The organism is Billgrantia sp. NRB1 (genome assembly GCF_056921725.1).
In genome coordinates this window covers 1,510,982-1,523,277 of the sequence record NZ_CM167783.1, presented here as the reverse complement: position 1 = coordinate 1,523,277, position 12,296 = coordinate 1,510,982, and the positions used below count along the sequence as shown (strand labels likewise).

Genomic DNA, 12,296 nt, shown 5'->3' with positions numbered 1-12,296 from the left:
ATGAGAATGATTACAATAATCATTAATGTCAATGCATGCCCCGAGTTGCCAATGCATCGTTCGCCATCGCCTGACCTCCCAGCGTGGTGAAAGACCGAACAGGTGTCGGCCGACGTTGAAAATGAGAACTTTTTTCCTTAGAGTGATCCGGTCCAGGAGCCACACCGACGAGCCCCTATCCCATGCCCTCGATAGCAGCCAGGCCACCTCGACTAACGGGCGAAGCCCTACGCGCCGGGTACGAATCCCGCCGCGTGCTGGACGGCGTCGACCTGGCGGTGTCCGAAGGCAAGCTGACGGTGCTGCTCGGCCCCAACGGTAGCGGCAAGTCGACGCTGCTGAAGACGCTGGCGCGCACCCTGACGCCCAGCGCCGGGCGGGTCTGCCTCGATGGCCAGGACATCCACCGCCGCAACACGCGAGAGGTGGCACAGCGCCTGGGCATCCTGCCCCAGGGCCCTTCCGCCCCGGAAGGCCTCACCGTCAGGCAGTTGGTCGGCATGGGACGCTTTCCCCACCAGCGGCTATGGCGACAGGATGCCGAGCAGGATGCCCGCGCCATCCGCGCGGCGATGGCCTATGCCGATGTCGCGGACTTCGCCGAGCGCAGCGTCGACGCCCTCTCCGGCGGCCAGCGCCAGCGCTGCTGGATCGCCATGGTGCTGGCCCAGGAGACCGATCTCATCCTGCTCGACGAGCCGACCACCTTTCTCGATCTCAAGGTACAGGTCGACCTGCTGGAGCTGCTGGTACGGCTGGCCCACGAACGTGGCCGCACCCTGCTGGTGGTCCTCCACGACCTCAACCTGGCCGCTGCCTATGCCGACGAGCTGGTAATGATGCGCGACGGACGCATCGAGCATCGCGGCTCCCCGAACGAGGTCTTCACCACAGCCAACCTGAAGCAGGTCTTCGGCCTCGACGCCGAGGTGATGCGCGCGCCGAATACCGGCAAGCCGGTCTGCGTGCCGGCCCTTGGTCGGGCGGCGGCGCTGGGAGCCGTACAGGAGGAAATCTCGGCATGAGTGAGGCTCACCGCTTCTGCGCCTGTGAAAGCCTGGCGCTCGGCGACCCGCTGGCGGGCAGCGCCGCCCACGCCGAGCGTAACCTGCTGCTCAGCTGGCCCCGTGCCAAGTGGCGGCGCAACCTGCGCCAGGCCAGCGACATGCCCGATCAGGTGTCGGCACAACTCGAGGCCATCGCCGAGGCGGGGCGGCGGGTCAATCTGATTCATCGGCGCAGCCAACCCAGCGAAGACCACTGCCTCTACTTGATGCCGGAAAATCTCCGCTACGACGTAGCGCGTGAAGAGCTAGCCGTTTTTTTGGCAGCGCTACAGCGGGACGAACCGCTCTTCCATTGGGAGGTAGCCTCGCCCACAGGCCCGCTGTTGCTGTGCTGTACCCACGGCAAGAAGGACAAGTGCTGCGCAAAATTCGGTTATTCCACATACAAGGCTCTGGACGCATTAGCAACAGAGCGTGGACTCCCCTTCGAGGTTTGGGAAAGCACCCACCTGGGCGGCTGCCGGCTCGCAGCCAGCGCCGTGGTGTTTCCCGCACTACGCAAGTACGGTCGCATCGCGCCAGATGATGCGCCCTCCCTGCTCGCAAGCGAGATGGACGACCGCCCCTACCTGCCGTGCTACCGAGGCGATTCGCGACTCAGCCCGATACAACAGTGTGCCCAGGTCGCGGCGCTGGAGTGGCTGGCCGCACGCGGAATAAACGGAGAGGTGTCGGTGGTCCAGCCGACTAACGAGCGTGAATCGCGCCAGAGGTGGCTAGCCATACACTGGCGCGGCGGAAGCGATACCGGACAACTCGCGGTGCGCTGCGAACCGAGGATGCTACGGCGCTTCGACACCTGTGCCGATATGGACGCGGGCCCACCCACAGCGAGCCAAGTATGGGTTGCCACCGAGGTCATGCTCACCCAAGTAGGCTCGCTGCACTCATGAACTCTGCTCAAGTCACGTCATGCCCGTAATGCTGCTTTGCGGTTTTCGTCACAGGATACGCTCTCGATGCCTGGCCGGGATACTCGGCTGGCTATGGCTGGCAGCCACCCCTGCCGTGGCCAGTAATGGTGCTGGCCTGGCCTCGCTCGACTGGACCCTGGCCGAGACCCTGGTGGCCATCGACGCCTCGCCCCAAGGCGTTGCCCAGGTAGACGCCTATCATGAGTGGGTCGGAGAGCCCCGCCTGGCAGAGCACGTGCTCGACATCGGGCTGCGCTCGCAACCCAATACCGAGCTATTGGCGCATCTGGCGCCTACGCATATTGTCATCTCGCCGATGTTCGCCAACCTGGCACCACGCCTGGGAGAAATCGGTCGGGTCGATACCTTGCGTCTCTATACGCCCGGCCACGACACCTGGGAGGAGGCGCTAACGCTGACCCGCGAGCTGGGCGAGATGACCCAGCGCAGCGCGGCGGCCGAAGCGCTGATCGCCGCCACAGAAGCGCAACTCCAGGCGCTACGTAGCTGTCTGCCGGACGAGGGTCGCCCCCTGCTGGTGGTCCAGTTCATGGATGATCGGCACGTGCGGGTCTTCGGTGAGAACGGTCTCTTCCACGCGGTGCTGGATCGCCTGGGACTGGAGAATGCCTGGCAGCAGGAGACCAACGCCTGGGGGTTCAGCCTCGTCGGCCTCGAACAGCTGATGAAGCTCGACGGGCAACTCGTCGTGGTGGCGCCCTACCCCACCGGCGTCGAGGAAAAACTCCGCCGCAGTGCGCTATGGCAACATTTACCCAGCGTCCGCGACGGCACCTATATTACGCTGCCAGCGGTGTGGAGCTTTGGCGCCCTGCCCTCGGCACGGCGCTTCGCCGAGCTTCTGGCAGCCGCTCTGGCTGCCGCCCCCGAGGCCTGAGAATACGCTGATTCGCTTGCAGCGCCGGCGGACTGTCGCATCTACCCTATGCCGGCACCGGCGCCCCAACACATCACAATCGGCGGCGATATGATCCTTCCTGAGCCCAGCTTTAATATGAATGAGTATCATTGATATCATATTTTTCAATGCTATGCTTGCCCACTTCCAGCAAGAACCATTCACATCTTCCAGGCAAGGGAACCCCATGAAGAAGCGAGTGCCCCTTGGTTTCGCCGTGGTCGCCGGCTCGGCGACCATGACCCTGCAGGCTCAGGAACCGCAGGAAACCATGGTCGTGGTAGGATCACGCACCCCCACCCAGATCAGCCAGATACCCGGTGCGGCATGGATACTCGAGAAGAAGGAGCTGCAGCAGCAGATTGAAGCCGGCGCCGATCTCAAGACCGCCCTGGGCAGGCTCGTCCCAGGGCTCGACATGGCCCCCCAGGGCCGCACCAACTATGGCCAGAACCTGCGTGGGCGCAACGTGCAGGTGCTGATCGACGGAATGTCGATGAACAGTTCCCGGGGCCTGTCCCGCCAGTTCGACGCCATCGATCCCTTCAACATCGAGCGCATCGAGGTGCTCTCGGGTGCCAGCAGTCTCTATGGCGGCGGCGCCACCGGCGGCATCATCAATATCATTACCCGCAAGGGCCGGGCCGGCGGCCCAGGCTGGCGCACCGAGGTCGGCATCACCACCGGCTTCAATGACAGCGACGACCTCGACAAGCGCATTGCGCAGTCGGTCAGCGGCGGCAACGAGCGGGTTCAGGCTTACCTGGGCACCGCCTTTCAGGACAACGGCCGCCAGTACGACGGCCGCGGCGACGAGATCTTCCCCGATATCGCCCAGACCGACCTGCAGGACAACCGCAGCATCGACCTGCTCGGCAACCTCACCTTCAGCCTGGACGACAATCAGACCCTGGAACTGGGCGCCCAGCTTTACCGGTCGGGCTACGAGGGCGACCGTGGCGTCTACTTTCCGCACCTCGCCGCCGACAGCCCCAGCCTGGAGGATGCCCAGATCCGCGACGGCTATCGCTCCGACCGCGATCCGGCCACCGACCGCATGATGCTCAACCTGCAGTACCATCACGGCGACCTGCTGGGGCAGAACTTCTACCTACAGGCCTTCCATCGCCAGGAGGAGGCCAGCTTCCAGGCCTTCCCTTACCCCATCAGCGGAGGCTCCGAATTCCGCGCCTCCCAACAAAATACCGACCTCAGTGGCCTCAAGGCGCTGTTCGACGCTCGCTTGACCGACCGAGTCGACCTTACCTATGGCCTGGATCTCGACCGCGAGAGCTTCTATGCCAGCCAGATGACCTTCGACAAGGCCGTGTCCGATGCAACCGGCGGCCTGGTACAGGAGCAGGCCAGCATCGCGCCGCGCTATCCCGGTTACCGGGTCGACAGCCTCACCGCCTTCGCCCAGACCGACTGGCAGGCGACAGACGCCCTCAAGCTCTCCGCCGGTGTCCGGCGCCAGCATTCCGACGTCGAGGTCGACGACTTCAACGACATTCCCGGCGGCGAGAACGACTACGACGCCACCCTGCTCAACGCCAGCGTGCTCTACGACTACGGCAACGGCCACCAGAACTGGCTGCGCTACAGCCAGGGGTTCGAGCTCCCCGACCCGGCCAAGTACTACGGTCGGCCGGGCATCAGCGTCGATGAGAATCCGCTCTCTGCCATCGAGACCGATCAGGTCGAGCTCGGCTGGCGCTACCGGGGCGGGGAGTGGGTGGCCCAGGCGGCGGCCTATTACGCCTGGTCCGACAAGGCACTGGAGGTCAACAGCGGCGACCTGAGCGTCGACGTGATCGACGACAAAAAGCGCGACTACGGCCTCGAGGGCGCTTTGACCCGCTACTTCGATAACGGCATCGAGGCTGGCGGCAGCCTGCACCTGGTGCGCTCCGAACGGGAGAACGACGTCGGTGAGTGGGAGAAGCGCGACGCCCGTGACTCCTCGCTCTCCTCGGCCACGGCTTTTGTCGGCTGGCACAATCGGGTTCGCTCGGCACGCCTGCAGGTCAACCACACCTTCGACCTGAAGGACGATGCCGATCGTAAGATCGACGGTAATACCACACTGGATCTGGCACTCAGCCAACAAACCGACGTCGGCAAGTTCAGCCTCGGTGTGCAGAACCTGCTCGACGAGAGTTACTCCACCGTCTGGGGCCAGCGCGCGGCGATGTTCTATTCGCCCTACTACGGCCCGGAGTACCTCTACGACTACCAGGGCCGCGGGCGTACCTACAGCCTGACCTGGTCGATGGACTACTGATCCCCGCCTTCATCGCAATACCACTCGTTCGCCTCACGCCCACCCTCTTGGTGGGCGTTTCTCGTGCCCGCTCACGCCCCCTATTTCACAAGCCGAAACATTTCCCGCCTTGACGGCAACCGCCCAGATGATAACTACTCTCAACTGTATTTACCAAGGACTGGCCATGCCTCTTCCCCCCTATGGCGAATCAGCGCCTGGGCGGCACTGCTCGGCCACGGCCAGAACGGTCTGCTGGTCGCACTGCCAGTGCTAGTGGAACGCTTCGGCCTGCCATTCTCGCAGTGGGCCGGGTTGATCCTGCTGGGATCGATGCTGTTCCTGCTGGGCAGCCCCTTCTGGGGGGGGGGCGGGTCGCCGACCACCACAACGCACGAGGCGTGGTGGCGCCCTACCCCCCGAGTTCGACACTTTCAGCCCGATTTTGGCCTGAAATCGGTGTCCGCACTCTGAAAAATCAGTGGCTTAGCAAAATCCATTCGAATTCCTTGTAGTGACACGTTTTTCTCATGGTGTCTTGCCATCCGTGGTTTGGCCGGTCTATCGTGATGACATGTTCGTCAAAGTCACCAAATCCGGCCCGCGCCGCTACGTGAAGCTTGTCGAGTCCTACCGTGACGAGGCCGGCAAGCCGCGCCAACGCGTGATCGCCACGCTGGGACGCCTGGAGACCGTCACCGCCGGCGAATCCAGCGCGCTGATCAATGGCCTGCTGCGCGTCTCCGGCCAGCCGACGCTCGAAGAAGGCACCGGCGAGACTGACTTCGCGCCGGCGCGTTCGGTTGGTGATACCTGGCTGCTGACGTCACTCTGGAAAGAGCTTGGCCTGGATGACGCCTTCCGGCGTGTCTTGCGCAGCAAGCGCCAGTTCGATGCCGAGCGGCTGCTGCGGATCATGGTGTTCAACCGCCTCTGTGACCCGGAATCCAAGCTCGGCGTACTCCGCTGGTTGGAGGATGTCTTGGTGCCTGATGTCGACACGGCCTCGATCCGTCATCAGCACCTGCTGCGCACCATGGACACCCTCTCGGATTGCAGCGAAGCCCTCAATGACGTGCTGGCACAACAGCTCAAGCCGCTAATCGATCAAGAGCTGTCGATCGTCTTCTATGACCTCACCACGATCCGGGCAGAGGGCAAGACCTCGCTCGACAGTGACGTCCGCCACTACGGCCCTTCGAAGGAGGGCGGGATCGCCCGACAGTTCATGCTGGGTGTCGTGCAGACGGCGGAAGGCCTGCCCATCCACCATGAAGTCTTCGATGGCAATGCGGCGGAAACCAAGACGCTGCTGCCAACCATCGAGACCGTGACCAAGCGCTTCAACGTGCGGCGCGTCGTGCTGGTGGCGGACCGGGGGCTGCTCTCTCTAGACAATCTGGAAGCCCTGTCCGCCGTGAGGATCGAGGGGCGCCCCCTCGAATTCATTCTGGCGGTGCCGGGCCGCCGTTATGGCGAGTTCGATGACCTGTTGAAGGCGTTCCATCAAACGCACTCCTGAATCCGTGAGGCTGCCCCCCTGAAGCGCTTCTAACCCACTGACCTGCATGGCAATATACCTGATATCGCCATTCACCCAGACAGTGCCATGCCCAACGTCAAATTCCGCGCCAGTCGCCGCACCCTTACCAGCCACGCCGGGCTATCCATCATCGGGCAGTGCTTCGAGATCGCCGGCGTCGACAGCATCGACAGCCGCTTCCCCACCACGCTGGGCATGCGCACCAGCGACGTGGTCAAGAGCTACCTGGGCCTGCTGTGCCTGGGCATGAGCGACTATGATGCCATCGAAAACTTCCGTCGCGACAAGCCCTTCCAGCAACTGCTGACCCTGCAGAAGGTGCCGAGCACGGCGACGCTGCGACAGCGGCTGGAGAAGCTTGCCGCCAACGACCTGCAGGCACGCACCGCCACCTGGTCCACCACCCTGCTGTCGCTGGTGGAGGCACCGATCACCGCCGAGACGACACATGTCTGCCTCGACATCGACACCTTCGTCATGGACAACAGCAACTCGAAGAAGGAAGGCGTCTCGCGGACCTACAAGAAGGTCGACGGCTACACCCCAATCGCCGCCTACCTGGGCAACGAAGGGTGGTGTCTGGGCCTGGAACTGCGTCCCGGCAAGCAGCACACCATGAAGGAGAGCAACGCCTTCCTGGAGCGGGTGCTGCCCCGCGCCCAAGGCCTGACCGAGCGACCTATCTTGCTGCGTGAGGACAGCGGCTTCGACAGCCAAGCGCATCTGGCCCTTCTCGAACGGCAGCGGCTGGCCTTTGCCGAGGAAGGCCGCCAGCTGGACTACCTCGTCAAATGGAACCCGCGGGACTCGGCCACGGCCGATCAGGACACCTGGCTGGCCGTGGCGGCGGACTATTGGGAAGAATTGCGCCCCGGAAAGCGCCAGGCACTATGGACGCAGACCGTCTCGATCCGCGATGGTCGGTCTGAGTACGAGCTCAAGCGCGTGATGCGTCTGGTGGAGCGCACCGCCGATCACGATGGCCAGTTACTGCTCGAACCGGACTATGAGCTGGAAGGCTGGTGGACCAGCCTGGACGAGGCGCCGGAGGCGGTGATCAAACGCTACCAGGCGCATGCCACTCATGAGCAGTTTCACAGCGAGATCAAGACCGATCTCGACCTGGAGCGGCTGCCGTCGGGAAAGTTCGCCACCAATGATCTGATTCTGCACCTCGCCCAGCTGGCCTACAACATCCTGCGGCTGATGGGCCAGATGGGCATGACCGGCGAGCTGAGCCCGGTGCGCCATCCCGCCAAGCGGCGCCGGATCCGCACCGTGCTCCAAGAGTTGGTACATCGCGCGGCTCTCGTGATCCACAAGGCACGGCAGGTCATCCTCGACTTCGGGCAGGACATCGGGCGCATGACGGTGTTGAACACCCTGCGATGCCGCCTTCGCTATCCCCGAGGCACACCATGCTGATCGTCTGTCGGACAACGACATCACGCAGAGGGCTGACGGTCACCGGCAGCCAGCATCACCGTGCCCGGCGGGTAGAAATGCATGTCAAAACGGGCTGCCGTCGCCGGTCGACGCCGCCCTGGTCGGCCATGGCAGGTATGCGTTCGGCGGCTGAGACGGAATCGGAGGTCAAAAAATGCGCACTGGCGGTGATAGGGGAAGTGTCGGCGCCGACTTCACTGATTCAGGGCACTGTCAGGACGCCGATAGCGAAGCCTACGGCGAGATGGCCTGGAAGGATCATCGGTTGATCGTGGCGCACCGGCCTGAAGTGGCCAAGGTGCAGACGGCTGCGCGCGATCAGAAGATCGAGGCGCTCCAGGCCGACGCTCGCCAGTGGTTCGAAAAGCTGGACAACCAGGATGCCGGGCGCCGCTATCGTGGCAGAAAGCTCTCCGATGCCGGCGTGACGGCAAGATTCTACAAGGCCGTCACTGACGCCCATCTCGGCCACATTTTCAAAGTCGATCTGACCGCCGAGACGTTCAACTATGTGCTCGATCAGCGAGCCCTCGATCGCGCCCGCATGCTGGATGGCAAACTGCTGCTGGTCACCAACATGGCCGACCATGAGCCCGAGCAGATCGTGGAGCGCTACCGGGCACTGGCCGATATCGAGCGCGGTTTCCGGGTGCTGAAGAGCGACATCGAGATCGCCCCGGTCTACCACCGGTTGCCGGATCGCATCCGCGTCCATGCCTTGATCTGCTTCCTTGCCCTAGTGCTTTACCGGGTACTGAGGCTGCGGCTGAAGGCCAGCAATCATCCGCTGTCGCCGACGCGGGCACTGGAAATGGCCCGCAAGATCCAGTTCCACCAGGTCCTGCTTCACCGTCGTGAGACGGCGAGCGGCCTGACCAAGCTGAAGCCTGAACAACGCGACCTTTTCGAGGCCATTGGCCTGCCGGCACCGACTGCATCCCGCTTGTAGTGCCAATTTTGAAAGCATGTTTCCAGGCTAATCAGTGGTTTACGCTTATAACTGTCGAACTCGGGTACCCCACCGGCGTCGAGGAAAAACTCCGCTGCAGTGCGCTATGGCAACATTTACCCAGCGTCCGCGACGGCAGCTATATTACGCTGCCAGCGGCATGGAGCTTTGGCGCCCTGCCCTCGGCACGGCGCTTCGCCGAGCTTCTGGTGGAGGCCCTGCCCGCGGCCTGAACACCGCTCCTTAACGCGACTCGGGGGACTTGGCGGAGAACTTACCGAAACGCTGCTGGAAGCGCGCCACCCGGCCCTCGGCGGAGACACGACGCTGCTCGCCGGTATAGAACGGATGGGAAGCGCTGGAGACATCGAGATCGACCAGCGGATAGGTCTTGCCATTCTCCCACTCGATGGTCTTGTCCGACTTGCAGGTAGAGCGGATAAGGAAGGTGGCACCGCAGCTGGTATCGCGGAACACCACATAGTCATAGTCGGGATGAATACCTTGTTTCATGTCGGCCTCGCGTTATGAGATAACATATCAATTAAATATGATTCTCATTGCTATGTAAAGCCCCTCGCCGAGCCCCAGCCGCACCAGCGGCGAGGCGCTATCTGGGTATCCACGGCAAGGGAGGCTGAAAGGTCGTGCCTACTGCTCCACCCTGGCGACTGCATCCCTGCTCGCCGCCTTACGCTCCTCTCCGGTCAGCTCATGCAGCTGACCGCCGCGCATCTCCAGCAGGCGGTCGGCCTGGTCGAAATAGTGGTCATCGTGGCTGATCACCACCAGTGTCTTGCCCAGCGCCCGCAGACGCGGCAACAGCTCGCGATAGAAAACCCGCCGGAACTGCGGGTCCTGGTCGGCGGCCCACTCGTCGAGCAGCAGAAGGTCACGGTGCTCGGCCACCGCCAGCAGCATCGCCAGGCGCTTGCGCTGCCCCTGGGAGAGATTGATATTGGTGACGCGATCGTCTTCGATGTCGAGCTTGCTGTGCATGCCCAGGGCGGCCAGCCACTCCTCCACCAGCGTCGCATCGGGCGACTCGCCTCCCGGCCCCATCAGGCGGTCGAACAGGTGCAGGTCGGTGTAGATCGCCGAGAAGTGCTGGCGGTAGGTCACCCAGTCCGGCGCCTGCAGTGCCCGGCCATCGTCCCGCACCACTCCGCTCTGAGGCTGATAGAGCCCGGTGAGCAAGCGCGCCAGGGTCGACTTGCCACTGCCGTTGCCGCCGATCAGAAACACCACCTCGCCGCGCCGCAGGGTCAGGTCGATAGGCCCTATCGCGAAACCCGGCCGCGCCTCCTCATCGGGATAGCGGTAGGTCACCTGCTCGAGGACGATCTCCTGCCAGCCATGGCGCCGAGTATCGCTATCGAAGCTATCGCGGTAATCCGCCAGGGCCAGCGAGCTCAGCTTCTCGAACGCCACCCGGGCGTTGATCAGCGTCGGCACGGCCCCCACCGCCTGGATCAAGGGGGCACGCAGAAAGAGCAGCGTGAGCGAAAACGTGGTCGCCACCTGCACCGACGCCCAGCCCAGCCCATTGGCCAGAAAAAACACCACGCCAATGGCGCCCAGCATCATGATGTTGAACCAGTTGATCGCGCTGAGGTGGTAGGTGTCGCCGCGCACGATATGGTGCCGATAGGCATCGGCATTGGGCGTATAGACGTCACGATAGAGCCACTTGGCCCGGTCGCGGTTGAGCGCCAGCTCCTTGCGCCCCTCGATCACCGACTGATAGTCCGCGTAGAGCCGGTCCTCGACCTCGCGCAGCTTGGCCATATGCTGGTAGACCCAGGTGACAAGGCACATGCAGACCGCCACGGTGACCGCGGTCCATAACACCGTCACCGCCAATATCGAGGGCGACAGCCAGCCCAGGTAGAGGCAGGCCCCCACGGTCAGCACCCCACCCTGCACCAGCTCCGGCAAGCGCACGAAGGCTACGGTGATATAGCGCACATCGGTAGACAGGCTGGCCAGCAGGCGGGCGCTGCCGATCTGCTCGACGCGCTCGATGTCGGTGTCCAGGATGCGCTTGATCAACTGCCCGCGCAGTCGGAACACGAAGTGGTGGCCCAGGGTGGTCAGGGCCAGCTGCGACGCGAGGGTGATCACCAACAACAGCGCGATCAGGCCCAGGAACTCCGGCAGGATTCGCCAGGGGTCGGGAAAGATACCCAGCAGCCGCTGATTGATAAAGGCGATGACCCCAATGCCTAGCCCTGCACTGGCCAGACTCAGCACCACCACGGCCACGAATGGCCAGCGGTAATCCCGCCATACGATCCTGAACAGCTCCATTACCCTTGGCTCCTCCAAAGAGTTGAACGCGCAGCAGCGTGTCGCGCCGCCTTAACGGCGTTTCTTGGCCGGCTTGTTTTCCGGCTTCAGCGGGCAGCCGCCGCACAGCGGCTCATCGGGCAGCCGATACTTGACGCAGCAGAGTCGCCGCACCCGGGTGGGGGTCTCACCGCCCAGCTCGAGATAGCGCACCGGCTGGTAGAGCGGGTTGCGACGCCCATCAGTGAGCGTCTTGGTGTCGAGATAGCGCAACAGCGGCTCCCCCGCCCCGCTAAATTCAGGATGCTGCGAGCAGGTCTTTCCCACGAACTCCACGTAGTGCCCCAGGTTGCTCCAGAACACCTTGGGCGCCAGACCGGAGACCGCTGCCAGCGCCTCGATCAGCGGCGCGCAGTGCGCGTCGAACAGATAGTCAAAGCGCGCCGAGGGGAGCTGCGAAGGCAGCGGTTCGCCGCCATCTGGTAGCCAGATATGCGCCGGCTGCCCCCTGTCGCCAAGCTCGAGGCGCATCTGCTCGAGACCTACCGGCAGCGCCTGGCCCAGCAGCAGATTGGCCGCCAGGGTGGGGATCGAAACGCCGCTGAAGTGGTGTTTCGACCAGATCGAGGCCGCCGCCTTGCGGTCGGCCCCCTCGCCGAAGGTGGCCGTAAAGCGGCGTATCGTCTCCTCCAGCATCCCAGGCTCGAGCAGGTCGGACATCGCGGTGGTCGGCCCCTCCGGCACCCCAAAGCGGGGCGCCTTGAGCCTATCGAGGGGTGGCTGCCGATAGAGTGACAGCAGCGCTTCGGCCGCAGCGTTGCGGTACACCGGCAACTCCGCCATCCCTGTCATATCCGCCTCCTCTCTTCAGTGCACCATCATCTCTGGCTGGCCATGAGCGGCCAC

Annotated in this window: 8 protein-coding genes and 2 pseudogenes; 7 read left to right on the top strand and 3 right to left on the bottom strand. The window is 63.7% G+C overall.

Going from position 1 to position 12,296, the window contains the following annotated elements; all coding sequences use genetic code 11:
* Positions 1-182 precede the first annotated feature (182 nt).
* From ACZIYR_RS06890 to ACZIYR_RS06860, 7 genes and pseudogenes are all read left to right on the top strand, one after another.
* Positions 183-1,025 carry an ABC transporter ATP-binding protein gene (locus ACZIYR_RS06890; protein ID WP_473033028.1) on the top strand — a complete coding sequence of 281 codons (843 nt, stop codon included), beginning with the start codon at positions 183-185 and terminating at the stop codon, positions 1,023-1,025.
* Positions 1,022-1,960: a ferredoxin family protein gene (locus tag ACZIYR_RS06885; RefSeq protein ID WP_473033027.1), complete on the top strand. Its 939-nt coding sequence runs from the start codon at positions 1,022-1,024 to the stop codon at positions 1,958-1,960. Before ACZIYR_RS06890 ends, ACZIYR_RS06885 begins: the two co-directional genes overlap by 4 nt.
* 19 nt (positions 1,961-1,979) lie before the next feature.
* A complete protein-coding gene (locus ACZIYR_RS06880; protein WP_473033026.1) occupies positions 1,980-2,879 on the top strand; it encodes an ABC transporter substrate-binding protein in 900 nt (299 codons plus the stop codon).
* A 208-nt stretch (positions 2,880-3,087) separates the two neighbouring features.
* Entirely contained in the window at positions 3,088-5,184 is a 2,097-nt protein-coding gene (locus ACZIYR_RS06875; protein ID WP_473033025.1) for a TonB-dependent receptor, read from the top strand.
* A gap of 553 nt (positions 5,185-5,737) precedes the next feature.
* Positions 5,738-6,679: pseudogene (locus ACZIYR_RS06870) on the top strand (IS1634 family transposase); the annotation flags it as partial.
* A 93-nt stretch (positions 6,680-6,772) separates the two neighbouring features.
* On the top strand, positions 6,773-8,131 hold the full coding sequence (locus ACZIYR_RS06865) for an IS1380 family transposase (RefSeq protein ID WP_473032624.1): 1,359 nt from the start codon (positions 6,773-6,775) through the stop codon (positions 8,129-8,131).
* Positions 8,132-8,360: 229 nt separating this feature from the next.
* Positions 8,361-9,101 (top strand): annotated as a pseudogene (locus ACZIYR_RS06860) (IS1634 family transposase); the annotation flags it as partial.
* Positions 9,102-9,344: 243 nt separating this feature from the next.
* On the opposite strand, the gene ACZIYR_RS06855 reads toward ACZIYR_RS06860, so the two are convergent.
* The 3 genes from ACZIYR_RS06855 to fhuF form a co-directional block, all read right to left on the bottom strand.
* Complete coding sequence (locus ACZIYR_RS06855) at positions 9,345-9,614, bottom strand: type B 50S ribosomal protein L31 (protein WP_473033024.1); 270 nt, start codon at positions 9,612-9,614, stop codon at positions 9,345-9,347.
* Positions 9,615-9,752: 138 nt separating this feature from the next.
* Complete coding sequence (locus ACZIYR_RS06850) at positions 9,753-11,411, bottom strand: multidrug ABC transporter permease/ATP-binding protein (RefSeq protein ID WP_483528670.1); 1,659 nt, start codon at positions 11,409-11,411, stop codon at positions 9,753-9,755.
* Between the two features lie 51 nt (positions 11,412-11,462).
* Positions 11,463-12,242: a siderophore-iron reductase FhuF gene (gene fhuF / locus ACZIYR_RS06845; protein ID WP_483528669.1), complete on the bottom strand. Its 780-nt coding sequence runs from the start codon at positions 12,240-12,242 to the stop codon at positions 11,463-11,465.
* Positions 12,243-12,296: the final 54 nt, after the last annotated feature.